Origin of the sequence: Campylobacter showae, from assembly GCF_963515975.1 — a bacterium.
In the GTDB taxonomy this organism is placed as follows: domain Bacteria; phylum Campylobacterota; class Campylobacteria; order Campylobacterales; family Campylobacteraceae; genus Campylobacter_A; species Campylobacter_A showae_F.
Genome location: NZ_CAUPZM010000017.1, coordinates 13774 through 39808 on the forward strand (window position 1 = coordinate 13774; position 26035 = coordinate 39808).

The 26035-nt window shown below is 43.6% G+C and carries 22 protein-coding genes and 1 pseudogene; 13 read left to right on the plus strand and 10 right to left on the minus strand.

The window, feature by feature from the left end; genetic code table 11:
- Window positions 1–2 precede the first annotated feature (2 nt).
- The 10 genes from RWM02_RS07090 to RWM02_RS07135 all read left to right on the plus strand — a co-directional run bounded on the left by RWM02_RS07090 (window position 3) and on the right by RWM02_RS07135 (window position 10284).
- On the plus strand, window positions 3–245 hold the full coding sequence (locus RWM02_RS07090) for a KH domain-containing protein (RefSeq protein WP_002946320.1): 243 nt from the start codon (window positions 3–5) through the stop codon (window positions 243–245).
- Window positions 238–765 carry a ribosome maturation factor RimM gene (gene rimM, locus RWM02_RS07095; protein WP_122862148.1) on the plus strand — a complete coding sequence of 176 codons (528 nt, stop codon included), beginning with the start codon at window positions 238–240 and terminating at the stop codon, window positions 763–765. Before RWM02_RS07090 ends, rimM begins: the two co-directional genes overlap by 8 nt.
- The gene (gene trmD, locus RWM02_RS07100) at window positions 765–1469 is read left to right on the plus strand and encodes a tRNA (guanosine(37)-N1)-methyltransferase TrmD (protein WP_122862149.1); all 705 of its coding nucleotides are present in this window, start codon (window positions 765–767) and stop codon (window positions 1467–1469) included. The genes rimM and trmD overlap by 1 nt, the downstream gene beginning before the upstream one ends.
- Window positions 1466–1822 (plus strand): 50S ribosomal protein L19, encoded by a 357-nt coding sequence (gene rplS, locus RWM02_RS07105; protein ID WP_122862150.1) that lies wholly within the window; start codon window positions 1466–1468, stop codon window positions 1820–1822. Before trmD ends, rplS begins: the two co-directional genes overlap by 4 nt.
- Window positions 1823–1963: 141 nt before the next feature.
- Window positions 1964–2296: a cupin domain-containing protein gene (locus RWM02_RS07110; RefSeq protein ID WP_314070535.1), complete on the plus strand. Its 333-nt coding sequence runs from the start codon at window positions 1964–1966 to the stop codon at window positions 2294–2296.
- A gap of 885 nt (window positions 2297–3181) precedes the next feature.
- Complete coding sequence (locus RWM02_RS07115; RefSeq protein WP_314070537.1) at window positions 3182–4582, plus strand: aspartate ammonia-lyase; 1401 nt, start codon at window positions 3182–3184, stop codon at window positions 4580–4582.
- 91 nt (window positions 4583–4673) lie between these two features.
- On the plus strand, window positions 4674–6017 hold the full coding sequence (locus RWM02_RS07120; protein WP_122862153.1) for an anaerobic C4-dicarboxylate transporter: 1344 nt from the start codon (window positions 4674–4676) through the stop codon (window positions 6015–6017).
- A gap of 63 nt (window positions 6018–6080) precedes the next feature.
- Entirely contained in the window at window positions 6081–6764 is a 684-nt protein-coding gene (gene cuyB / locus RWM02_RS07125) for a cysteate racemase (protein WP_314070539.1), read from the plus strand.
- An 85-nt stretch (window positions 6765–6849) separates the two neighbouring features.
- Window positions 6850–7605, plus strand: a complete 756-nt coding sequence (locus tag RWM02_RS07130; RefSeq protein WP_314070541.1) for a hypothetical protein — start codon at window positions 6850–6852, stop codon at window positions 7603–7605.
- A gap of 306 nt (window positions 7606–7911) precedes the next feature.
- A complete protein-coding gene (locus RWM02_RS07135) occupies window positions 7912–10284 on the plus strand; it encodes a DUF7494 domain-containing protein (RefSeq protein WP_314070545.1) in 2373 nt (790 codons plus the stop codon).
- 533 nt (window positions 10285–10817) lie between these two features.
- Here the strand turns inward: RWM02_RS07135 and RWM02_RS07140 are convergent.
- The 4 genes from RWM02_RS07140 to alaS form a co-directional block, all read right to left on the minus strand.
- On the minus strand, window positions 10818–12743 hold the full coding sequence (locus tag RWM02_RS07140) for a transglycosylase domain-containing protein (protein ID WP_314070547.1): 1926 nt from the start codon (window positions 12741–12743) through the stop codon (window positions 10818–10820).
- A complete protein-coding gene (maf, locus tag RWM02_RS07145) occupies window positions 12740–13285 on the minus strand; it encodes a septum formation inhibitor Maf (protein WP_314070549.1) in 546 nt (181 codons plus the stop codon). Before maf ends, RWM02_RS07140 begins: the two co-directional genes overlap by 4 nt.
- Entirely contained in the window at window positions 13285–13779 is a 495-nt protein-coding gene (locus RWM02_RS07150) for a 3-isopropylmalate dehydratase (protein ID WP_314070551.1), read from the minus strand. The genes maf and RWM02_RS07150 overlap by 1 nt, the downstream gene beginning before the upstream one ends.
- A 264-nt stretch (window positions 13780–14043) precedes the next feature.
- Entirely contained in the window at window positions 14044–16593 is a 2550-nt protein-coding gene (alaS, locus tag RWM02_RS07155) for an alanine--tRNA ligase (protein ID WP_314070553.1), read from the minus strand.
- Between the two features lie 178 nt (window positions 16594–16771).
- Here alaS and RWM02_RS07160 point away from each other — a divergent pair, with 178 nt between their 5' ends.
- The 3 genes from RWM02_RS07160 to RWM02_RS07170 are packed head-to-tail and all read left to right on the plus strand — an operon-like array spanning window position 16772 to window position 19057.
- Complete coding sequence (locus RWM02_RS07160) at window positions 16772–17632, plus strand: Gfo/Idh/MocA family oxidoreductase (protein WP_314070556.1); 861 nt, start codon at window positions 16772–16774, stop codon at window positions 17630–17632.
- The gene (hemH, locus tag RWM02_RS07165) at window positions 17629–18561 is read left to right on the plus strand and encodes a ferrochelatase (RefSeq protein WP_314070559.1); all 933 of its coding nucleotides are present in this window, start codon (window positions 17629–17631) and stop codon (window positions 18559–18561) included. The genes RWM02_RS07160 and hemH overlap by 4 nt, the downstream gene beginning before the upstream one ends.
- Before the next feature lie 40 nt (window positions 18562–18601).
- Window positions 18602–19057 carry a response regulator gene (locus tag RWM02_RS07170; RefSeq protein ID WP_314070560.1) on the plus strand — a complete coding sequence of 152 codons (456 nt, stop codon included), beginning with the start codon at window positions 18602–18604 and terminating at the stop codon, window positions 19055–19057.
- 424 nt (window positions 19058–19481) lie between these two features.
- Here RWM02_RS07170 and hpf read toward each other — a convergent pair whose 3' ends face one another.
- The 6 genes and pseudogenes from hpf to RWM02_RS07195 all read right to left on the minus strand — a co-directional run bounded on the left by hpf (window position 19482) and on the right by RWM02_RS07195 (window position 26008).
- Complete coding sequence (gene hpf / locus RWM02_RS07175) at window positions 19482–20018, minus strand: ribosome hibernation-promoting factor, HPF/YfiA family (RefSeq protein ID WP_185898616.1); 537 nt, start codon at window positions 20016–20018, stop codon at window positions 19482–19484.
- Between the two features lie 51 nt (window positions 20019–20069).
- Window positions 20070–20525 carry a hypothetical protein gene (locus RWM02_RS07180; protein ID WP_314070563.1) on the minus strand — a complete coding sequence of 152 codons (456 nt, stop codon included), beginning with the start codon at window positions 20523–20525 and terminating at the stop codon, window positions 20070–20072.
- On the minus strand, window positions 20525–21445 hold the full coding sequence (locus tag RWM02_RS07185) for a prepilin-type N-terminal cleavage/methylation domain-containing protein (RefSeq protein WP_314070565.1): 921 nt from the start codon (window positions 21443–21445) through the stop codon (window positions 20525–20527). Before RWM02_RS07185 ends, RWM02_RS07180 begins: the two co-directional genes overlap by 1 nt.
- A 6-nt stretch (window positions 21446–21451) precedes the next feature.
- On the minus strand, window positions 21452–21973 hold the full coding sequence (locus RWM02_RS07190; protein WP_314070567.1) for a hypothetical protein: 522 nt from the start codon (window positions 21971–21973) through the stop codon (window positions 21452–21454).
- Window positions 21974–22027: 54 nt separating this feature from the next.
- Window positions 22028–22090, minus strand: a pseudogene (locus RWM02_RS10620) (prepilin-type N-terminal cleavage/methylation domain-containing protein); the annotation flags it as partial.
- A 3-nt stretch (window positions 22091–22093) separates the two neighbouring features.
- Entirely contained in the window at window positions 22094–26008 is a 3915-nt protein-coding gene (locus RWM02_RS07195) for a hypothetical protein (protein ID WP_314070569.1), read from the minus strand.
- Window positions 26009–26035: the final 27 nt, after the last annotated feature.

Sequence of the window (26035 nt, forward strand, 5' to 3'; positions counted from 1 at the left end):
AAATGGTAGAAAATTTTTTACTTGAATACGCTAAGCTCATCGCTGATTTTCCAGATAAAGTGAAACTTGAGCGAGTTGAGCTTGGCGAAAATTTTGCCGAGTTGATAATCTACGCCGATAAAGTCGATACAGGCAAGCTTATCGGCAAAGACGGCAGGATGATAAACGCGATAAAGACCGTAATCGTGGGCTATAAAGCCAAAGATGCGACATCATACCGCGTTACGGTAAAGCCTCTTGAGTGAGCTTGTAGAAGTCGCATTGCTTGGCAAAACGATAGGATTAAAGGGGTTTGTCAAGCTTCATAATAAAGGCGACTTTCCTAACCAGTTTAAAAAAAATGCTACATTTTTCGACAAAGACGGTAAAGAACTCGTCGTAAAAAACTACAATCATACAAATAATACGATCTCTTTTTACGGTTTTGAAGATATAGATAGCGCAAAAACTCTTACAAATAAAACAATCTACACTACAAAAGAAGAAACTAGAAAAAACTGCAAACTAAAAAAGGGCGAATTTTTCTATTTTGATGTCATCGGTTGCGAAATTTATGAGAATAACCAAAGACTCGGCGAAGTAGAGGATATAGACGAAGTCGGCGCAAATCATCTATTTTTAGTAAAAACCGATGAAAATTTGATTGCCAAAGGGTTGGAAAAAAGTTTTTACATTCCTTATATCGACGTTTATATAGAAAAAGTCGATGTGGAAAATAAAAAAATTTACACCAAAAATGCTATCTTAATTTTAGAAAATTCCTGATGAAATTTACCTTTGTTACGCTTTTTGAAAGCCTTGTGCGACCTTATTTTGAAGATAGTATTTTGGGTCGTGCGGTAAAAGATAAACTTATCTCAATTGATTTTTTAAATCCTCGGGATTTTAGCGCAGATAAGCATAAAAAGGTAGATGACTATATGGTTGGAGGCGGCGCAGGATTACTCATGACATGTCAGCCTCTTGATGATGCTTTAAAATTTTTACTAAAAAATAAGCCAAAATCTCATACTATTTTTCTTGCGCCCGCCGGGAAAAAATTTACCCAAAACGATGCTAGGCGCCTGGCAAAAAAAGAACATATTTGTCTGGTTTGCGGTAGGTATGAGGGCATAGATGAGCGAATGGTAGAAAAATACGCAGATGAAATTTTTTGTATCGGCGACTTTGTGATGACTGGAGGGGAGCTGGCGGGGCTTTGTATTGCCGATGCGATTTCTCGCAATATTGAAGGCGTTTTAGGAAATAATCAAAGTCTTGAAGTTGAAAGTTTTGAAGGTGATTTACTTGAGGCTCCGTCTTTTACAAAACCCAGTGATTACAAAGGTTCTGGTGTAGTTTCAGCGTTTTTAAAGGGAGACCATGCTAAAATCAGAGCTTTGAAAAATAATATGGCGTTCTTAAAAACTAGGTTTTTTCGTCCGGATTTATACCAAAAATTTGAGCCGCCGACTAAGGAAAAAATATGAGAAACAAGTATATCGAGGCGTTTGAACAAACTCAAATAGCCCAAAAGTCTGTGCCTGATTTTCGTGCTGGAGATACTTTACGTATAGCTATCCGCATCAAAGAGGGCGATAAAGCAAGAATTCAAAATTTTGAAGGTATTTGCATAGCAAGACGCGGAAGCGGAACTGGCGAAACATTTATCATCAGAAAAATAGGCGCAAATAGCGTAGGCGTAGAGAGAATTTTCCCTATCTATAGCGAAAGTCTAGAGAGCATAACCGTTCTAAGACAAGGTCGCGTTCGCCGTGCTAAGCTATTTTATCTACGTGATAGACGCGGTAAAGCCGCTCGTATTAAAGAGCTTAAAAAATAGTTTTACTCCTTGCAAAAGTCTAGTTTTAGGCTTTTGCCTTCTTTCTGTATTCTTAAATTTTAAAAACGCTTAATTAAAATCAATCATTTTATCTAAAATTAGAGTTACAATCCTGTTATTATTTTATAATAAAGGTTATAAATGGAAAAAATTGTATGGCAAAATGACGTATTTAACGGCGTTACTGTAGCTAAGCTTTTTGATGGACCGAACAGTAAAGAAATACGCATAAATTTAGAAAAAGGTGCCCAAATGAAGGAACATAAGGCTCCTGGCGCTATCATGGTGCAGGTTTTAAGCGGCAAGATAGATTTTAGCGTTGGAGAAAATAATGTTATCTTGGATGTGCTAGATATGATTACGCTCGAGCCAAACGTAGTACATGCCTTGGTTGCTTTGGAAAATAGCATCGTAAGACTTAGCTTGAGCAAAAATGACGATGTAAGTAGAGTTTTTGGGGTCTTAAGGCCTTAGCCTCTATTCCTGTACTTTGCTATAAAGCTACCGATAATAATTAGTCTATAGAATAGCTGTAGTGGCGCTATGTAAGAATAAATGCTTAATTTTTTGGCGCCAAAAATATAATAATAAAAAAGAGCTTAAGATGGGCAAGTCTGCTGAGGGAGGCTTTGGCAGGTTGCCCATATTGCGGTAATTCAAATTTTATCGTGTTGGCGTCGTTTCATAAGGCTTTTAAGCTTTTTTAATATGTGATTTTGCATGGTTTGCCTCTGAGTGGCAGTGGTGAAGTTATTAATCCTCATAAAGTCTTATGTGTATAAGGTTTAGCTTTAAATTTTATAAAATTTAGACGATGGCGCGCAACTAGAAGTGCTTTTGTCAAATTTATTAGCATTGGCCTAAAAAACAAAGTAAAAACTAAGTATATAAAAATAAGCAGATTTAAATTTAATGCTCGAAAATTTCTTAAACTATAAAAAACTAAGCTTTTGTCAGTCTGCAATAAAAATACAAATTTAAAACCATATAAAATTTATAGCTGTCAAATCACTCAAAAAATCAAAATTTAAACCATCAAACTCTTTCAAGAAAAATTAATATAACATTTTAAGTTAAGCTTTATTATAAGTATAAAATAGTAAAATAAAAAGTTAATAATTTAAAATTTAGAAATACCATCTCATACATTTATCGCTCGTATTTAAAAAATATATAATATTGAAAAGCAAAAAGTATTGCGTTATTTACGCTATTCTAAAGATAAATTAAGTTCACATGTATATATAAAAATAACAAAATAGTAATAAAAAAATAAATAGAAAATTAAACTTTTAATTTAAATATCAGTTTAATTGCGCTATAGTTTCATTATTCAATTTCATCACAAGGAGAACCGATATGGGAACCAGAAGAGAACACGACTTCATAGGTGAGCTAGAGATAGCTGATGATGTATATTACGGCGTGCAAACATTTAGGGCGCTTGAGAATTTCCACATGAGCGGACGACCGCTTAAAGATTATCCGTATTTCGTTAAGGCATTTGCTCAAATCAAAAAGGCTGCGGCCTTAGCCAACAAAGAAGTCGGAGTTCTAGACGCGCAAAAAGCCGACGCCATCGCAAAAGCGTGCGACGAGCTGATCGCGGGTAAATATTTAGATCAATTCGTAGTAGACATGATTCAAGGCGGTGCGGGCACTAGCACCAATATGAACGCAAACGAAGTTATAACAAACGTCGCGCTTGAAAGCCTAGGACACAAAAAAGGCGAGTATCAGTATCTGCATCCAAACGACCATACGAATTTAGGCCAAAGCACCAACGACACTTATCCAAGTTCGATTAAAGTTGCCGCTTACGCGAAATTAACCGACCTTCTAAAGGCTATGGAGCTACTTAAAAACGAGCTAGAAGCCAAGGCAAAAGACTTTAAAGATATCATCAAAATGGGTAGAACCGAGCTGGAAGACGCCGTTCCTACGACGCTTGGCAACACGTTTAACGCATTTGCAAGCTACATCAAAAGCGATATCGAAAAAATCACCGCCGCAAGAGAGTCTATGGCCGTGCTAAACATGGGCGCAACTGCGATCGGAACGGGCATCAACTGCCATCCTGATTATAAAGCGGCTGTTCATAAAATTTTGAGCCAAATTACAGGCGTAAATTTCAAACCTGCCGATGATTTCATAGCAGCTACGCAAGATACCGCAGATTTTGTTCACGTTAGCGGCGCGCTAAAAACCGCTGCCGTTAGATTAAGCAAGATCGCAAACGATTTAAGACTAATGAACTCAGGCCCAAGATGCGGTCTTGGCGAGATAAATTTACCTCAGATGCAGCCTGGTAGCTCTATCATGCCTGGTAAAGTAAACCCGGTCATCGCAGAAGTTGTAGGCGAGGCATGCTACGAGGTAATCGGCAACGACGTAACCATCATGCTTTGCAGCGAGAGAGGCGAATTTGAGCTAAACGCATTTGAGCCTGGCATCGCTTACGCGCTATTTAACTCGATCTTCATCCTTGAAAACGCGATGAAAACTCTAGCTGAAAAAGCTATCAGAAAACTAACTGCAAACCCTGAAGCATGCTTAAAATCAGTGCTCGGCTCAGTCGGTATCGTAACTGCGTTTAACCCGTACATCGGCTACGAAAAATCTGCAAGCATCGCTAAAGAAGCGTTGCAAACAGGCAAAGCCGTAGGCGATATCTGCTTGGAGAGAGGATATTTGAAAAAAGAGGAGATAGACAAGATCCTAGAGCCTAAAAATATGCTAAACCCTCACATGGGCAAATAACTGAGCAAAAGTCTTAAAGCGCCGAGGTAAAATTCGGCGCCTTTTAAATTTAGTAAGTGAAAAAACAAAATCTAATACAAGGAGTTTTCCTATGGATATAATGCTGATTTTACAGATTATAGTCCTACTCGGAGGTATCTACCTAGGCGTTAGGCTAGGCGGTATGGGCGTAGGTTACGCCGGCGGTCTTGGCGTAGTCGTTTTGGCGATGCTTGGTATGAAAGTGGATATGAAAGATATCCCGATGGACGTTATTTTAATCATCGCGTCCGTTATTTCAGCCATCACTGCGATGCAAGTCGCGGGCGGACTTGATTATTTGGTCCAGGTCGCATCTAAAATTTTGCGTAAGAACCCAAAACAAATCAACTACCTAGCGCCTATCGTTACGTATCTACTTACGATACTAGCGGGCACAGGTCACACCGCGTTTTCTATGATCCCGGTTATCGTAGAGGTTGCTAAAACGCAAAACATCAAACCTAGCGCGCCTCTTGCGCTCTCGGTCGTTTCGTCTCAGGTAGCGATCACCGCTAGCCCTATATCTGCGGCTTTTGTTGCGATGACGGGCGTTTGCGAGCCTCTTGGCGTTAGCTATCCGATGCTACTTTTCATCTGCATATCTACTACTTTCGTAGCTATGATTATTACGGCCTTCATCGTAAATAAATTTTACGATCTTGACCTCTCAAAAGACCCTATCTATCAAGACAGACTTGCTAGAGGCGCGGTTGCAGAGATAAAAGAGGTAGAGTATCAAGCTCTAAAACCTTATGCGAAAAGATCGGTTGCGATATTTGCCGTCGGCGTTTTAGTCGTCGTTTGCTATGCGCTCGTTATTTCTAAGAGCCTTGGCATCGTGGCAAAACCTATCCTATCTAGAGATGCTGCGATCATCAGCTTTATGCTTACTATCGGCTTCCTTATCGCTACGCTTTGTAAGGTCGACACTAGCAAATTGCTTTCAACCAGCACTTTCCAAAGCGGTATGAACGCGTGCATATGCGTCATCGGTATCGCATGGCTAGGCACTACTTTTGTAAACGGCCACATCGATAGCATCAAAGAGGTAGCTAAAAATATCGTTACGCAGTATCCGTTCATATTAGCCGTCGCGCTATATTTCCTAAGCTGCTTGCTATACTCTCAAGCTGCAACCACTCGCGTTATGATGCCTGCGGTCGCTGCTGCGCTAGGTATGACTACGCCTGAAAACTCAGGTCAAATTTGGATCCTAGTAGCTTCATTTGCCGCTGTTTCAGGACTATTCGTACTTCCTACGTATCCTACGACTTTGGGCGCTATCGCTATGGACGATACGGGAACGACTAGAGTCGGTAAATTCGTATTTAACCACTCATTCTTCGTGCCTGGCACCATCATGGTTGCTCTTTCGGTTGCGCTAGCATTCCTCATCGCTCCTGTTCTTCTCTAAGAATTTTGAGCTAATTTTAGCCGAGACTTTGCTCTCGGCTTTTTTAAATTTAAGGACTTTTTCATGAAACGAATCGGAATTTTGGGCGGCATGGGACCGCTAGCTACGATAGATCTATACGCTAAGATCGTAGAACTCACAAATGCCGCAAAAGACCAGGACAACATCCCTATCGTCATCGACAACCACCCGCAGATCCCGGACCGCACGGCGTATATCCTGCACGGAGGCGAGGATCCGTTTCCTTTTATGAAAGAGTCCGCGACTAGGCTCAAAAACGCGGGCTGCGAGGCTATCTGCATAGCTTGCAATACGGCTCACTTTTTTGCAAAGCGCCTAACGGATGAGTGCGGCGTAAATATCCTGCACATCGCTAAAATCGCGACCGCGTCGGTAAAGTCAAATTTCCCGCATGCTAAAAAGATCGCCGTCATCGCCACTACCGGCACGACTGCGGCTAAAATTTACGAAAACGAGCTGATCGCCGCAGGCCTAGAGTGCGTAAAAATCCCCGAAAATTTGATGTCAAACATCATGGACTGCATTTATAAGGGCGCAAAAGCAAATAAGCTAAAGGAGTACGTGGGTCTCTTTAACGATACGATCTCGGCTATCGAGGCTGACGCATATATCGCGGCTTGCACGGAGATACCGCTATTTTTGCCGTACGCGACGAAAAAAGATAAATTCGTAGACGCCACTCTCGAGCTTGCTAAAGCAGCCGTCAAATTCGGCCTAGAAAAATAATCAAATTTGCGTCTAATCGGCGCAAATTTACCCCCTCTTAAAACAAATTTTTATAAAATCCAAGCTAAATTTAAAGGATAAAACGATGAAATTTGGCGAATTTAAAAATGCAAAAACTTTAAGCCTGGCAAGCTTGCTCTGCGAGCAAAATCCGCAGCTAGCGGAGCAGATAAAGCAAAATGATTTTTTATATATTTCTTGCTTTGAGGATAAAATTTTAGGCACTGAAAATCTCGTTCGCTGCGAGATCGGATCGGCTAGCTACGTGCTGGCTTTGCTTTGTAAATACTCGCTTGACGCAGCTAAATTTGACGAGCAAACGCACGAATATTTTGAGGGGCTTGACGAAGGATACCTAAGCGGCGAGTGCAACGTCGGCGAGGAGGAGTTTGAGCAGATCGCGGAGTTTTTAGAGGAGTGCGAAAATATCGTGATCGATAGCTCCTTTTTGGCACACGCGGATGCGAAAAATATATTCGAGTTTTTGCAAATGCTCGGCAAAAACGTCGTTTTAGCCGACGGCGCGCAGGGCGAGTTTAAAACGGACGGCGAGCTAGCTCCGCTAAAAGAGCCTGAGAGCTTTGACGGTAGCGTCGTGTTTTTTATGGATGAGGCGGACGGGTCAAATTTGAGCGGCGAGGCAAAGGAGCTAATCGGCTCGGCGTCGTTTGCCGCGGCTGCAAAGGTAAAAGACGGCGATATGGTGAGCGTGCAGGCCAAGGGCGTAGAGGCAAAGGCCAAATTTAAGCTAGAACCGCAGATGAAGGGCACGGTCGCGCTTTGCAGAGCGAAATTTAGCGGATACGCGTTTAAGCTCGTTAAGATCTCAAAAGAGGCGTAGCGGCAATCGGTCAAATTTGACACATAGATTTATCTGCCGAGGCGACCGAATTTTATAAATTTAATCACAAAAGCCGGGCTTGCTATGTCAAATTTGACGTAGCGGGCGGAGCTTTTTGACGTTAGAGGGGCAAATTTACCCGCAACCTCGCTACTTCAAAACCCAAATTTCTCCTCTATGCCAAAGTTAAATTTAGGCTAAATAAAATTTTATCCAAATGCGCGAAATTTAGTAGAAAATCGCTTCAAAAGCGCGTAATATTCGCTTTTATAGCGCTTTTTAAACGAAAAAGGGTATAATGGCCGCATGAAAAAATATTTTTTACTTTTTTTACCGATTTTGGCGTTTTCTTTTAGCCTGAGCGTAAATTCGGGCGCAGAGGACGGCAGGCCCTACACCGTGATAAACATCAGCGACGAGAAGGAATTCGTCTGCAAAGAGGAGATCCTCGCCTACGACCGCAAGCTTTATTTTTGCGACGTCGCTAGCGGCGCGCTACCGAAGGTCGACGATAAAATTTTGGCCCTTGCGGAGGTGAGGTTTCGCGAGGAAAAGGGTGGTATGCGGATCTACGTCGTGCCCCGCTCGAGCTCCCGCCTGATCTCGTCTAGCGAGCCTCTTTACGGCGCGTCCGCTGTGCCGTTTAGTAAAAACGGCGGCGCAGCCAAACGCCACGCCATCGTGATAGATCAAAATTTAAGCGAATTTAAAAAACAAGCAAACTCGGGGATAAATTTCGCTCCGATATTTGAGCAGATGACCGCGCCTAGCGTCGGGCCGCTCGATCTAAACAAGGCCCCGATAGAAAGCGGCGATAGCAACGACATAAACATGTATCTAGACGTCAAAAAAAGCTACGACGCCAAGCGCTACGATGAGACGATAAATACTACGCAAATGGCGCTACGCCGCTATCCAAACAGCATTTTCGCCAGCGAGTTTTTGCTCTATAGGCTGCGCGCTTTGGATAAAATTTTAGACTCGCAAAATAGCTTTGAGGGGCTTGGCGCAGCAGATGTAGCAAGCGAGGGGCGCGCGTGGATGCGTAGGTTCGTGTCGGACGAAAACTACCCTGAGGTGCTCTATCTCGTGACCAAAGCCTACCTAAAACAGGAGCTGGTTAGCGACGCGAACTACACGCTAGATATCCTTAAAAGCGAGCATCCAAACTCAAATTTCACCAAGCTAGCCGAGCTTGAGTTTGCCGATAAGCTCTACGCCTCCGGTAGGCAGGACGAGGCCGTGAGGATGTATGAGGACGTGCTGTACTCGGCGCAGACGCTAGACGTAGCTAGCCGCGCGGCTCTTAGCCTCGTGCAAGGCAGTATCGACAAGGCCAAATTTGACCGCGCCAAGGACTTTATGCTTAAAATTTTAAACAGAAACCAAGAATACCTACTAAACGACGCGTCCAAGCTAATGGCGCTGGCTGGGGTATTTCACGAGAAAAAGATGGACGATATCGCCGCGAGAATTTATGAAATTTTACTCGCTAGATTAGACAAAAACGATGATGATTACGAAACCTTGCTAAAAAATCTAGGCATCGCTCTAGCCGGCACTCCCGATACGCAAAAGGCCTACGACTACCTAAAAAGATACCAAAACGAGTTTGCGGATGGGCAGTACGCCGCCATCGTGCAAAATGCGCTAGATAAGCTATTTTTCGCTAGAAACGACGAGAGTAATGCGACCAAGCTACACGATCACTACGACGCGCTCATCGACAAGTACGGCAAAACGGACGTCGGCGTTAAAGCGCTAAAAGAGCAGGTCGCGCTCTATCTAAAAGAGCGTAAATTTGACTCCGTCCTGCGCTATACCCAGGCCGTGCGCGATCTAAACGATACGGACGCAAGCGCCGTTTTAACTCAGGCTGCGCTAAATTTGGCGGACGAAGCCATTCGCCAAAACGACTGCGCTACGGCGGTAAATTTGACCGAAAACTACGGCGTAGGCGATAAAATCGGGGCTAAATTTAAGCTCTTTGACTGCTATATGCGCCTATCGCGCTTCGCCGCCGCGTACGAGCTTGCCTCGCAAAATATCCTTGCGCCCGACATGCTAGACCGCGTGGAGTGGCTCATCAAGCTAGCCTCCGTTTTGATAAAAACGGAAAAGTATAACGACGCCTTGCGCGTGGCAGATGAAGCCCTAGCTGTCGCGTCTAGGCAGGAGTATGCCGACGTTTCGCCCGTGCTTTTTTACAGATTTGAGGCGCTGATGGGGCTAGGCAGGCTCACCGACGCCGCCGCGACGATAACGGCCGTCGAGACGCTACGTAAAAACGACTTTAAAGTCATCGAGCTCTACGACCGCATGGCCGAGGCGACGTACAGCGCGAACGACTTTTTAAACGCGTCTGTTTACGCCAAAAAGGCGATCGACCTGCAAAAACGCCTACATATCGCCACCTTTAGCCCGAAAATCGACTTTGAGTACATCGGCTCGCTAAGCAAGCTGGATAGACTAGGCGAGGCCCTAGACGCCGCGCGAGAACTCGTAGATACGCGCCTAGATCCCGAAAACAGGCTACGCGCTCTAGCTCAGATCTCGGAAATCTACATCAAGCTAAAACGCGAAAGCGAAGCAAAACCGTATCTACAGGAGTGCGTCGGCTCAAATCTGCAAAGCTCGTGGAAGGCTATCTGCGCCGAGCAGATGAAGCTCGTGGAGTAATTTATCCTCTTTTGCTTTTGAAACCAGCTCAAATTTAGCCGGGAAGCTCGGGTTAAATTTTGGTTTGATCGCCGTACTTTTGGCTTTGTACCGGGCCTAGGCTCGTGCGCGGTGCGGCGCTATCTTTTTATCCGCAGATATTTTACGGCAAACGGGTTAAATTTAAGGCCATTTGACGTTAAATTTGACTTTTTGCCTGATTAAATTTGCCAAGCGACGGCAAAATGTAGTATTTAAATTTTAAAATATCGATGTTTTTGTTTCTTAAGTTTTATCTTGGAGATGTAAAAATAACCGCTAAATTTAACCCGACTAAACTATAAAGCGAACTTAAATTTTCTTTGAAATTTGGATTTTGAGAGCAAACGAGATCAAATTTGACCGCATGTGGGTGAGCCTCTCAATTTAAAGTAAGAGTAAAATTTGAGCCAGCCTAGGCTGTCGTAGCTTTTTGGCAAGCGGGGTTAAATTTGACGAAGCGGCGGCTAAATTTAAACAGTAAAGCGTTCAAATTTAGCCGACATTTTAGCAAATTAAAAAATCAGTCCCTCGTCGTCTTGTTTGATTAGAGTATCTTGCGCGTCCTGCTTGGGTACCGGCGAGATCTTCGTATAGACTTCGATCAAGCCCTCGTACGCGGTGTGAAAGACGCCTTCTGGCTCGATGAAAGTTTTTTGTTTTAGCGGGTACTCTTTCATGTAGCTTTCCATAAATTTCTTAAACACCGGAGCCGCCGTGCGTCCGCCGCCCTCGACCTTTCTCATCGGCGTGTTGTCGTCGTTGCCGTACCACACGACCACCTCGACTTCGGGCGTAAATCCGCAAAACCACGCGTCGATGTTGTTGTTCGTCGTGCCGGTCTTGCCCGCGACCTGCACGCCGTTTAGCCTGGCGCTTTGTCCCGTGCCGCGCTCCACGACCGTTTTCATCATATCGGTCATCAGATAGGCCTGCTCGGGCTCGGTGACGAACGTCCGCTCAGGCTCGAAAACCGCTTCTAAATTTTGATAGTTTATGATGCGTTTGATGAGGCTTGGCTCCACGATCTCGCCGCCGTTTGGAAACATCGAGTAAAATTTAGCAAACTCCAACGGCGAGATGCCAAAGCTGCCAAGCGCGATGGATAGGTTTTTAGGTATGTTTTTAAAGCCCATCTCGGTTAGCTTTTTGTAAGCCGTATCAAGCCCGATCTCGTCGAGTAAATTTATCGTAGCGAGGTTACGCGACTGACGCAAGGCCTCGCGCAGCGTGATGTAGCCCTGGAAGCCGCCGCTGTAGTTTTTCGGGCGCCACTCGTACTGGCTGCCTTCGTTAAAGACCCTTGATATGTCGGCAGCCTTGCTCATCGGCGAGTAGCCCATGTCTAGGGCGATCTGGTAGATAAAGGGTTTAAAGCTAGAGCCCGGCTGGCGGGTACTCTGCGTGGCGCGGTTGTAGCTGCTTTTGGCGTAGTCCACGCCGCCGACTAGCGCGAGCACCTCGCCGGTCTTTGGCAGGGTGACGACGATAGCGCCGTTTAGGATGCTAGCGTTTGCGTCTTTGTTTCGTTTTAGGATCTCGTTATGGCCGTATTTGAGCGCCTCGGACGCCATTTGCTGTACTTTTAGATCGACGTTTGTTTCGATGACGTAGCCGCCGGTTTTGATATCCTCAAAGCGTTTTGAGGCCTCTTTTAGCACCTCGTCCACGATGTACGGGGCCTTGTTTTGCGTGAGCGTATCGTCAAAGACTACGGGCTGCTCGACTAACGCGGCTTTGTACTCGGCGTCGCTGATCCAGCCTAGCGCGTTCATCCTTGAGATTACGTTATTTGCGCGGCTTAGCGAGAGGTCTAGGTGGCGAGTCGGATCGTAGGTGCTAGGAGCCTTTGGCAAGCCCACTAGGATCGCGATCTCTTTTAGCGTGAGTTCGTTAAGCTCCTTTCTAAAGTACCCCTTGGCCGCGGTCTTGATGCCGTGGTAGCCGTGTCCGAGATAGACGTGGTTTAGGTAGCGCTCTAGGATTTGCTCTTTGCTGAGCTCGTTTTCTAGCTTCATCGAGATGATCATCTCTTTGACCTTGCGCGTTAGCTTTTTTTCTCTGGTGAGCACCATGTTTTTAACGAGCTGCTGCGTGAGCGTGCTAGCGCCCTCGACTAGTTTGCCCGCCTTTATGTCTTTAACGATAGCTCGCGTGATGGCCTCGGGGTTTACGCCGCCGTGCTCGAAAAAGCTTGTATCCTCGATAGCTACCAGCGCCTCAATGACGCGCGGCGGGATGTCCTCGTATTTGACGTAGATCCTGTTTTCATCAAAGATATTTGCGATGAGCTCGCCGTTTCTGTCGTAAATTTGAGTCGTGAGCTTTGGCTTAAAGTCGATAATATTTGACGCATCAAAGGTGACTTGCGAATAAAGATAAACAAACGCCGCGCTCAGCGAAACAAAGATAATAAACAAAATCGAAGCTAAAATTCTCATAAAAAGGCCTTTAAAATTTTCACGTTTAGCCCCATTGCGGTGCTAGTTTCGCCGTTTTGGCTTAGGATATATTTTTTGTTGAAATTTTCTATCGTCATGGCTCCGGCCTTGCCCTGCCAAAGATCGCCCGATAGGTAGTTTTGTAGGTCGGCTTCGTCAAATTTAGCAAATTTATACTCGGCAAAGCTTACGTTAAAAAGCTCGAATTTCTCGCCCAAAAATATCATCGCGGTTACGATCCTAGCGACGTTGCCGCTTTGCATTTGTAGCATTTTAAAAGCTTCCTTTTCGTCCTTTGCTTTGCCTAAAATTTTACCGCCACATACTACGACGCTATCTGCGAAAACGACGTTTTTTACGTTTTCATTCGCCTTTAAAAATTGCTCTTTTTTTGCCGCGACGATCTTTTGGACGTAGATGTGCGGCGGTAAATTTTTATCCACGCCGCTCTCGTCATAGTCAAAGAAAACCTGCTCAAATTTAACGCCGTAATCTCGCAAAACCTTAGCTCTAGTAACCGAGCTCGAAGCCAAAATAATCATTAAAACTCCCTATAAGATACGCCAAGATACGCCGCCAGCAGCGCAAACGCCACGTTTAGCGGAATGAAATAATAAATCGTAACTATGAGGTTCTCATGAAGCTCGATGTATTCGCTATTTTGCAGAGATTTTGAGGCTTTGTTTAGGCGGTACGTGACGTAAATGACGTTAAGAAACAAAAATCCCCAGATCGCCCATTTCGTCGTTAAGATCGTGTTTAGCATCGGATCGGCGTTTTTGATCGCGTTTTGCTTAGCTAGTATCGCGCCGGTTACGCCCATGACGGCGATCGAGCCGTAGATCGCGTAGCCTAGGCGCTTTAGCATGGAGATTATCGTTTGGTATTTTTGCGTGTCGCCTTCGATATTTTTCATAAAAAATTTAGCGATGAGAAAAAAATTTGCTTGAAATCCGATAAAAACGACCACGGAGAGGATGTGGATAAAGGGCAGGGCGTTGCTAATCTTTGCAAAAGCTATGTTAAATTCGGGCATTTGTCCCCTTTGATCTAAAATTTTCTCGCGCTAAAGTTACTTGGACGGCAGCAAAATTTGACGCCAAAATGCGCGAATAAAATAAACTCATAAACTTATATTTTCCTTTAAATTTTATCTCGGCTAGTAAAATGTAAATTTCCAAATTTGCTTTGCGGCGTCAAATTTGATCTTGCCGCAACCGGCTCAAATTCGCTTTAAAATTTCACGCCGCAAAACCACGGTCAAATTTAAGCTGTTTTCTTAAATTTGACCGACGCGAGCTTATTTTTCAAGCCTAGTTTTAGCAAACTCTAACGCCTGCCTAATCGCATCCTCGATCGCTAGTACGTTTTTACCGCCTGCGGTTGCGAAGTCGTCCTTGCCGCCGCCATTTCCGCCTAAAATTTGCGCCGTAAATTTGACCCATTCGCCAGCTTTCAAAGCCGCATTTTTCACGCCTGCGGCCAGAGCGATTTTGCCCTCTTCGTTTACTTGCACGAGCAGGATCGCCACCTTTTCGTTCTCGTTTTTAAACTCGTCTATCGTGGCTTTTATATCGCCGCTATCAAGCACCGCGACGCAAAGCTTAGTCTCGTTTACGTTCACCGCCACGAGCGCGTGCGCGTCTTTGGCCTGTTTGCTCTTGTCTTTTAGGCTTTTTATTTCGGCTTTTAGTTTTTTTACTGCATTCATCGGCTCGGCGCTTTTTAGCTCGGTTTTTAACTCCTCGATCTCGCCGCGCCAGGCTTTTGCTAGATTTAGCGCGGCTTTAGAGCATACGGCCTCGATCCTGCGCACGCCCGCGCTCACGCCGCTTTCTTTAGTGATGAAAAACGCGCCGATTTGGCTTAAATTTGCCACGTGCGTACCGCCGCAAAGTTCCTTGCTAACCTCGCCAAAGCTTAGCACGCGCACTTTGTCGGCGTATTTCTCGCCAAATAGCGCGATCGCGCCGCTATTTTTAGCGTCCTCGATGTCCATTATCTCCGTTTTTGCCACGATGCTCTCGGCGATTGCGCCGTTTACGAAATTTTCGATTTTAGCTAGCTCTTCCGCCGTTACGGCCTTTGGATGCGAGAAGTCAAATCTAAGTCTGTTTGCCTCGACGCTAGATCCGGCCTGCGCGATATGCGTTCCTAGCACGCTTCTAAGCGCAGAGTGGAGCAGGTGCGTGGCGCTGTGATGGCGAGCGATTTCGGCTCTTTGCTCGCTTACCTTTAGCTTCACCGTATCGCCGATTTTAAGCTCTTTTTTAACCGCGACGTTTGATAAATTTAGTCCGAAAAACTTCTGCGTATCTAGCACGTCGGCCGCGCCTACTATCTCGCCGCTATCGCCCGCTTGGCCGCCGCTTTGGGCGTAAAAAGGCGTCACGTCAAACATCGCCCAGCCTTGCTCGCCCGCTTTTAAAATTTGAGTTTGCTTAAAGTCCTCGTCAAGTAGCGCTAAAACCTTGCTCGTGCGCTCAAGCTCCTCGTAGCCGCTAAATTTATTTTCGCCAAATTTCTCTAAAAGCGCCTTAAAATCGCCCTTTGCGCTCTTGTCGCCGCTGCCTTTCCAGGCAGCCTTAGCGCGCGCTTTTTGCTCGCTCATTAGCTCGTCAAATTTAGCTTCGTCTACTTTGAGCCCCTTTTCGCGTAGCATGTCGGCCGTGAGATCTAGCGGAAATCCGAACGTATCGTAAAGCTTAAACGCAGCCTCGCCGCTAAAAATATCTTTCGTGCGTGCTAGCTCGCTCTCAAAAAGCTCAAGTCCGCTTGCTATCGTGGCTAAAAATCTCTCTTCTTCGAGCCTGATTTGCTCTTTTACCGCCGCTTTTTTCTCGTTTAGGTAGGCGTAGTGGCCCCCCATCAGTTCGCAGACTTTATCGACGAGACGGTACATAAATGGCTCTTTTATACCTAGTAGATATCCGTGTCTGATCGCGCGGCGAAGGATACGGCGAAGTACGTAGCCGCGGCCCTCTTTGTCAAATGTAGTGCCCTGAGCTAGCAGGAAAGTCACGGAGCGGATGTGATCGCTGATGACGCGGTAACTAGCGCCGCTCTCATAGGTGTAAGGCTTACTGCAAAGCGCGGCTACTTCGTTTATAAGAGGCACAAAAAGCGAGCTGTCGTAGTTGCTAAATTTGCCTTCCATTATCGCCGTGACGCGCTCAAGGCCCATGCCCGTGTCGATGCTCGGTTTTGGTAGCGGAGTTAGCTTGCCGTCGCTGCCGCGCTCGTACTGCATGAAAACCAGGTTCCAAATTTCAAGAAATCTGTCGCCGTCGCCGCCCATGTAGTCCTCAGGCGTATTAAAGTGCTCGCCGCCTTGGTCGTAAAAGATCTCCGAGCACGGTCCGCACGGTCCCGTATCGCCCATTTGCCAGAAGTTATCGTGATCGCCGAATCTATAAATGCGCTCCTTTGCGACGTGCTGCTCCCACAGCGCAAACGCCTCGTCATCGCTCTCGTGGACGGTCACGTAGAGGCGGTCTTTGGGTAGTTTTAGCACCTGCGTTACAAACTCCCACGCATATGCGATTGCGTCTTTTTTGAAGTACTCTCCGAAGCTAAAATTTCCCAGCATCTCAAAAAACGTGTGGTGGCGCGCGGTGTAGCCGACGTTATCTAGGTCGTTGTGCTTGCCGCCTGCGCGGATGCAGGTCTGGCAGCTCGTGCGGATCGGCGGGGTAGGGCGCGGTACTTCGCCGGTGAAAATGCTCTTAAACGGCACCATGCCCGCGTTTGTAAAAAGCAGCGTAGCGTCGTTTGGCACTAGCGGCGCGGACGGAATGATCTCATGACCTTTGCTTGCAAAAAAATTTAAATAAGCCTCTCTAATATCCATCGTTTTTTCCTGGTTAAAGTTTTAAAATAGGGCTGATTTTATCATAAATTTGATAAAACTTGTTTGAGGCTCGCCGTAAAAGGCATCGGCTAAATTTTAAAAATCGCTCGCATTAGCCGTTTAATTACTATTTTTTACTATAATTGTCACAAAAACATTAAAATTTGGGAAAAAGATTATGAAAAAAAGAGTTGCGATAGTAGGTTTTGGAAACGATGCAAAACACTACTACAACGAGCTTCGCCGCTCAGAGCACTTTGAGCTGGCGGCGGTTTTTGACGGCGTGCAAAATAGTGAAATTTGCGGACGGATTCCTGTTTACGATAATATAAACGATCTTTTGGAATCGGTGCGTATCGACGCCCTCATCGTTACCGACACGCATAAATATCTAAATTTGATACCTAAGTGCTTAAATTTTATAAAATTTATCTTGCTTGATCCTTGGTTTTGCAAATCAGGCGAGATAAGGGAGCTAAAATACTGCTTTAAATCCCAAAATATCAGCGCTTACATGGGTTTTATCGATAGGTTTAATCCCGTAATCGCCTCGGTAAAAAAAGAGCTTGCCAAAGAGAAGGAAGCTTTTTCGATAAATATCGCTCGCGGCTTTAATAAAGGCGTAAATTTGCAGCTTGAAATTTTACAAAACATCGACGTTGCAAGGTTTATAACGGGTAGCGAGATAATCTTTAGCAATAAAGTTTCAATCCAAAACGACGATAAAAGAAGCGAAACCGACTCGCTTTTTCAGCTTAAATTTAAAAACCAGACTCTAGCTAGCATCCATAACTCAAAGCGCTTTAAGGCGGAGCGATTTACGATAGAATTTGCCGCGAGCGGGGGCGTGTATTTCGGCGATATGCTGGGCCTTAAGCTAAACAAATACACGCTTGACGGACAGCAAAATTTGAAAGTTTACAGCGACGTTTCGCCGGCTAAAGCGATGCTTGACGAGTTTTATCAGGCCTGCTGCGGCGCAAAAAGCGATCTAAGCACGCTCGAAGATGCCCTAAAGGCTCAGGAGATTTGCGAATGAGACTTATTTTGCTACTAAACATGGGCGGACCGAACGACCTTAGCGAGGTTGGAATTTTTTTAAAAAATATGTTTAACGACCCGTATATCTTGGGGATAAAAAGCCCGATTTTACGTAAATTCGTGGCGTTTATGATAACTAGCTCTCGCCTAAAAACCGCGCAAAATAACTACCGCCAAATCGGCGGCAAGTCGCCCATCTGCGAGCTTACGGCAAGGCTGTGCGGTAAAATTTCGCATTTTTTAGACGATGATACGGCGGTAGCCTTTGCGATGAACTACACACCGCCTTTTGCGAAAGACGTTTTGGCCGAGTTTACGGAGGTCTCTGAGATCGTCGTTTTCCCGCTATACCCGCATCACTCGTTTACGACCGTATCGTCTAGTATAAGCGACTTTGAAAAGGCGCGGGGTGAGCTAAATTTAAAGGCGAAAGTAAAAATCGTCGAGCCGTTTTTCGAGGATGAGAGATATAACGAGATCATAGTAGACGGCATCGAAAAAAGCGCGCGCGATCTAAATGCAGATGAGATAACGCTGGTGTTTTCGGCGCACTCTTTGCCGCAAAAGATGATCGATGCGGGCGATATCTACGAGGAGCACGTCAAGCGGCACGTTCAAATTTTAACCGAAATTTTGGAGAAGCGAGGGGTTAAATTTAAGCAAATTTTGCTCGCATACCAGTCGAAGTTAGGCCCTGTAAAATGGCTCGAACCCTCGCTAAATCAAGCGCTAGCCGAGATAAAAGATAAAAAAGCGCTTGTTTATCCGATCTCGTTTTGTATCGATAACTCCGAAACCGTTTTTGAGCTATCAAAGGAATTTCGCCATATCGCAGACGAGCTAAAATTTGATTTTTACGACGTCGTAGCCTGCCCAAACGACGATGATAAATTTGCTAAATTTATCGCAGATAGAGCTAAGGAATAAAATTTGCTTGCGATAGTGTATCTTTTATAAAGGATGCGAAATGACGATCGAAGAGCAAAAATTTATCCAAAAGATTTTGGCCGAGCTTGCGCAAAAAGCTGCAGAAAAGAGCGCAAAAGGGGCAAAAGAGAGCGACTTTGAACAGGAGCTCAAAAAAGCTACCGTGCAGGTAAAAACCTCCAAAGAGCCTGACGTAGAGGGGTTTAAAAGAACCCTTACCGAGCTTGGCGCGGCTGGATTTTTATCACAGATGAACGAACAAAAAATACAGGAAAAACTAAGGGTCAAAAAAGAGGAGCTGATGGAGGCTCTAGGACTAAATACCGATATGAAAAAAAGCCTAAGAGATGAGCTTGAAGCCGTACTGGACGATCTTTTGACCAAATATGAAAAAGAGCTTCGAGCTAGCTTGCAAAGCAACTCCTTGCTAGAAAAGCAGCAAGCCTTACAAAATAAAAATCCGTCAATGTTGGGCGCGGTTTTAGGTATCGTATAAATCTGGCGTAGTTTTAAGTCGCGGCGAGTCGGCATGAAATTTGAATTTAATTAAGAATCAAAGCCTTAAAAGCTCGCCGAGACTAAATCGGAAATATATTAAAACTTGTATGATTTAAAGTAAATTTTTAGATAATTTTACAAACTAGCCTTCAAAAACAAAGTAGTAAAAAATTGTTTTATTGCGAATTATTAAATCTAAAAATATCTTTCAAATTTCGATCTTACTTAAAACTTTTCCATTATGAACGGTTTACCTGCATTATATAAATTTCTTTATCGTTAGTAGTTTTTGAAATTTGAGATTTATTTCATAAAATTTAAGCAATTTAAGATGAAGTCGGTAACAAGAACGATTGGATTTTGATTGATAGTTTTGTAGATTAAAAAGTAAGAAGGCGAGAATTTATCTCGCCTAAATTTAATTAATAAAGTCCGAATTTACCGTCAGAGCGTTTATAGATTACGCGCATTTTGGCATCCATATCGTTAAATACATAAAACTGCGCATCGCTATCTTTTAGCTTTTGCATAGCCTCCTCGATCTCTAGCGGCTTGTATAGCTCAAGCTCCATAGGGATTATCTCATCTACTTCGCCGTCGTTTATGTGGTGTTCGTCGGCGATCGCAGCTCTAACAGCTTTGCCGTCGTCTTTATTTTTCACGGTTGTGTTTTTGTCGTGCTCGCGGCGAAGCACCTTTGATGCGCGCTCAAGCGCGAGATCTACTGCAGCGTACAGATCTTTATCTTTGTGGCGGATTACGATCGTGTCCTTTTTTGCCAAATTTAGCGCAAACTCTACGCTAAAACCCTTTTTACCGTTTTTTTCGTCCGCTGAAACTACGCAGCGACCTGAAATTATATCCAGTCCGTATTTGTTAAGCGCATCAAATGCGTTTTCTATGTGCTGTTTGATTGGGTCCGTTAGGTCAAATTGTTTACCTACGATGCTTAAATTCATCATCTCTCCTTTACGTTAAAGTGCTAACATTATAGCATATAAAGTATTATTTTAGAGTTTTTGAATCGTGCGTCTGTGAATTCTTATCGGCGGCATATTTGCGTTTGCTTGAGTAACTACTACGTCTAATATTACCGTTCCTGCAGATGCAGCATGGTTAAGAGCCGGGTTTGCGGCATTTGGTTGATTACAAGCTCCAAAGGTACCAAATAACCTTTCTAGCGTTACCGTAACTCGAAACATCGGCGTAGCATTGTTTGGAAATGAAGTATTTACTATATTTCTATTGGGCAAATTTAACGGACAATTTGTACTAAAATTCATCCTTAAAAGATTAAGGATGGCTATCTCTGTGGCACTTTGAGCTAAAAGCTCTGCCTGCTCTCTTAAAAATACATCGGTTGTTTGTTTTGAGGTCAGAGAGGAGATATTTAGCGCAAACATAGATAAAGTTGCTATCAAAACCATAAAAATTATCGCCGTGATTAAACTAAAACCTTTTCTCATTAATACACCGCCTTTGTTTTACATACCGTTGTTTCAGCTCTAGTCGGCCCCAACGATCTTCCGGCGTCTCTTATGCATAGTTTTATAACTATGACGCCATTGTCTTCCGTGAAGTTAAACCTAGTCACGTTTCTGGCAAGCAAATCTCTACTTGTGCCATTGTCATTGTAGTTCTGGCCGGCCCACGGTCTGTAGTTATAGTGTAGCCATAGATCAAGATCCGTACCTCTTGTACCGTCTGGATTAAGGCTAACGGTCGGAACAACTGCGTAGGCAGTATGTAATAAATAATATTGTTCAAAAATATCCGTGGATGTATAGTTGGCGATCGTCAATACATCATTTCCGTTTTGCGTAGCTATAGCTATTGCATTTGCTTGGTTTGTAGCAGTATTGAATCCAAAGTCGGTGTTTATGTTGGTTGGTCGACCTTTGAAAAATAATCCAACTTGGTTGTTATTGAGCGTAGCACGTCCGTTTGTTAAATTAGATATATCTAAATTTGCACTATTTAGCGTGCTTCCATGAGTTGCCAAATTTCCGCCATTTCTTGCGGCATTGGGTACTGTGGCGGGATCGTCTAAATCCACAAAGCCGCTCCAACCCCCGTTTTGAAAGCTTTCGTAGCTATATGTTATCCACTCTAATATGTTATATTGGACATTAAGGGCAGGATCTCTTGTTGACACGAAATTATTATTGGCTGCCCGTCGTCCTATCGTTGAGCCTTTTACTCTTATCGCAAGTCTTTTTGAAATTTGCTCCAAGACAAGTTCCGTTTGTGTTTCGAGAGTGTTTATGGATCTTGCTTGTAGATAGTTTTCATATAAATTTTTTATTATATTAATACCCGCAAAAGACAATATTCCCAATATAACTATTACAAGAATAAGCTCTATTAATGTAAAGGCTTTTTTCATATCATATCACCAAGACCTTGATAGTATGTTGGGGCTATCGCCTATATTTGCAGCGTATGCTCTTAAGATTATATTTTGAACATCGCGACCCATAGACGTCGTGGTAGTCATAATTATCTCGGTTATGTCACTATCTGCCGCACCTTGCATGTCTCTTTGTTGTGTTGTCGTGTTGATGGTTGAGCTAATTATGTTATCTCGGCTACCGTATAGCTGAGATGTTTGTATTTTGATCGGTTCTACGCCGTCTACATTGGTATTAAATGAATTTACGCTTACATCATTTGGATCAGTGCATGGTTGAGGGGCTATAGCTGCGTTTGTTTTGTAGTTTCCAAATTGGCGTCTAGTGCCTACATCTGCTACGATGCCGTTTATGGTATAAAAATTATTGCCCGGTATCCCGACCGTATTGCCAAAAATAGGAGTTTTGTCACTAGTAATAGACAATAAGTTGCCTACGCAAGCATAGGGTGATTTTAATACTAGCGCCATTCTTGTTTTGGTATCCATTACGCTTTGCTGCATTAATCCGCGTTGATTATTGCTTGTCGTCTGCGATAAAACTTTTGGGATAGCTATTACAGATATCCCAACTACGACTATAGATAAAATTAATTCTATTAGCGAAAAGCCTCTTCTCATGTTTTACCAATCCGACCTTTTATTGGTCTTTATGGAGTAATTTAACGAACCGTCTTCAGTATCTAGTACATTGCCGGGGCCATTAAGATTATCTCCTTTTTGTCCCAGGGCTTGACCGCCCCATCTAGGCCTATCGAAGAAATTTACTTGAAATCTATTAACCGTCGCAGCTGCATTTGTTTTGTTGTAGATGAGCCAACTTGACGCCTGCATATCTATATCCACAAGCTCGGCTTGGGTATCAGATAGGGTTAAAATCTGAACGCCATTTGCTATGGTTTGAGGCGTTATGGTAACAGTGCCGGCACCTGAACTCTGAACATATGCGTTTACTTGTCCATACGTGTTATCGATATGGGATTCGTTTGTAAACCAGTTTGTGACGGATGGCAATGTCTGACCGTTTGCTAATGTGTAGATAGTTTTATCGCACGCATTGCAATACACGCCAAAATATACATTGGCATTAAAGCCTCGTCTAGGGCCTTCATAGTACGGCGCATATACCATTCCGTAGTAGAACTGAGTAGCCGTCTCATTGGCTGCTAGCGGTTTGACATAGGTATTAGGCACGGCAGCGGTATTTACTTGCTCCCTTACATTTGTGAAGGTAAATATATTGCTATTTACGGTAAATGGATTTATCGGATCCGTTACTACTCTAGCGAAATTAAATTTAACTTGCCCGCCTATCAATTGACCATTTGTAAATGCATTACTAGGTACGTTATAGACTCCCGAGTTATTATTTGCGCCATCTCTTTTTACTACTTGCGGATTGTCGCCATCGTTAAAAAATAAAATCCGAGCATTTGCGGCGGCAGGTAGCGGAGTTTTGACGTTATTTCGATCGTTTAGGTCAGCTATGCCCGTATCTACTCCCATTGTAAACTGCGTATCTTTAGAATAACAACCCGCCGTATACATCCTTGCTATAGTGCGCGAGGCATCTCCTAGCCTGGCTTGTACATTAAATGTAGCTATTGCGGGCATTGCTATGTCATTTGACATATAGCTCATAGGACCGCCGTTAAAGCCGCTTATCCTGAGGCTGTCGATATGGATATCTTGCGGATCAAATGTAAAGTCGAATTCTGATCTGATATTACAACCGACTTTTCCGTTGGATTCGGTATTGCTATGGCTATTTGCTATGCAGTCGCTATTTGCTTGGTCGTTGCTTGCCGTAGTCCATTTGTTATCAAGTATTACTAGCTTCGCATTGCCTACTTCATTATACACGAAATCCCTATTGTCTGTGATGGCAGTTGCTCCCTCTTTATATCTTTCAAGCTTAGCTACGCCATCTGTAAATTTAGTCATAAACCAAGTAATCGGCAGGCTTGTAACGGCAGTGCAAGTCGGCGGTATCGTCGGTTCAAATCTCGCATAGCTTGTGCCTGTGCTGTCCGGAAGCATGGTTGTGTAGCCGCCGGCTTGTTTGCCTGTATCATTTGTAGCCAAGGCGCTAAAATTAGGATATTTTCTTCCCCCGATTAAATTAAGGTTATTTACTATATTTTTTGATGAAGTATCATAAATTTTAAACTCTTTAGGCCTAACGGTAAACGTATCGGAGGCGCAACTAGTTTTGATTTGGTTGGATATCGGGTCTTTAAAAGATAGTCGTACGTATAAATTTGAATAAGCCTTTTCTATTAGTACGTCTTTGAGTTCCACTATAGACTTACCGTTTTCTCCTTTTTTAAATTCTACTTGCATTGGCTGTGTTACCGAAACGCCGCCTGCAGCGCAAGTGGTTACTATATCTACTCCTACCGTTGTATCGATATTTGTTTTAGATAGCTGATTGCCAGATGCCGTCTCTTTACCAAAATGGGCTATTTTTATGTCAAATTTGCGGTTGGCTATTTGAGTATAAAGATTTTGCGAATCTCCGTCCTTGGTAAAGTTCTTATTTACAGCTCTAAAGTTGTTAACGTCAGGTACGTCTATGACGCTAAGATAGTATTCTTTATTGTCGCATCTTTTTATTTTTCCTTCAAAGCTTAAATTTAAAGCTGTGTTAGTAAAGGATGCTCTGTATATGTTTGCTTGAAATTTTTCTATTTGTTTTAAGGTTGCATCGTATTGTATAAAGGCTTGATTTGTTTGATCTATCGTACCGCCTTGATTTGCGCTGCCTATATGACCCGCCCCGCTTCCGAGAGCAAAAGTAAGTAGGTTTTTAGACGATGTTTGAAAGGCTGTGTTGTCTGGATTGTGTGGGCCTACTTTAAATTTTGTCGTAGTTATAGGCTCGCTTGTTACTATATATGTGGTATTTGGCTTATACTCGGAGCCTTTTTGCTCTAGGCTTGAGGTGAGCGTTAGTTTCTGGGCCGACTCGTTTCCTTTGTTTTTTATTGCAATTTGTGCTCTTAGTATACTGTCTTTTTCCACCTTGGTATACGAGTTTTTGTTTGTACTTACTTCTCTAAATTCGCTATCTGGAGCATCTTTGCCTTTTGTAAACAAAGTTTCTTCATAGCATACCTCTGGAGAATAAAGCTCAGTAGAAAAAGCCACCAAGCCGACGTTTGCTCTTTCGGAGTACAATATGCCGCTGTTCCACTCAGATTTTGCTATTAAGTTTATCCAGGCGTCAGTTTGTGCGTTTCCTATTTTTCCGCTGATGTCAAAAACATCCAAATCCATTTGGTTATTGTATGTTTTTCCAGAGTTAATATTTGATCCAAATTTTGTTATAGTGCTGTTAAACTGTTTTCCGCTTCCATTTTGACCGGAGGTGACGGATTCATATCTCCTATTATTCTTGTCCCAAACTTGTATATCTTCGCTTCCGGTTTCGTATTTACCGCCAAAGCTCATAACGGCAAGAGTTGAATTCACATTGCCACTAGGTGGGGTATAGAATCCCTCAAATTTTAATTCCAAATTTTTGCTTACGGAGCCTGGATTGGTTCTAACCGACGGATCTAAAACTCTAAGTCCATCATAAATATTAACGCTTTTTGGTTTTATGTTTTCACTTTCGTCTTCACCAAAATCATAAACTATTAAAAGCGCCCAACCTCCATAATGTGGAGGCAAATAGTATCTACTTGATTTGAAGTCGCCGTCTCTGTACATCGACATCCAGTTGTTGTCATCTAAGCTGGATGACGTTCTTATGCCTCCGGCGCTAAAGGTTCTTTTGTCTTTTGTTAGGCTTGCTTTAACAAGATCAGTTACATCGACGCTAGCTTGGTACATGAAATACATTCCGCCTTGATAAGCAGTATTGTACCATGCATAAGCTCCCCACCAATAAACATCTCCCGGATTTGCGGTAAGGCGGTGCATTTTTCCGTCTGGCGTACCAAATCTTACATATTTAAAGCCGCTAATTCCATTTAGATATTTATTTCTGAGTCCTGCAACGTTACTTGCCGGATGGTCATTCCATGGATTTGAGAGACCGCCCGCCCAGTAAAGCCTAGCATATATAACTTTACTGCCATCTATGTGATTTCTTTCTAGTTCGGTAGGCTTGTTTGAAAAATCAAAGGTAGAATAGGACGAGTTAAAATAGTCTAAAGTACATTTACCATTATTTCTGTCCCATTGCGTGCATTGCGATCTATAGTTTGCATCGTCAATACCCTTAATATTAGTAAGCGTTCCCTTCCATAATGTACCAGTTACCGGCACATAATTGTATCCGCCGTTTGTCGGTACGGATATGGTTGCGCCTATGATATCCATATCGCCGTATATGCGTTTCATTTCTTTGCCGTCTTTGCCTACTATAGACCTTCTTACCATACCCTCTTTTATGTCTGTATATACTCCGATATCGTTAGTGGCGCCGGTTTGTTTCCATACTATTGGGTGTTCCAGTCCGTCATGCTCAAAGGCAAAAAGTCCGCTAGATAAAGTCACAAGCGCAATTAGCGCAAATTTAATGTTTTTCATTTCAATTTTTCCTCTTGCTGAGAAGCA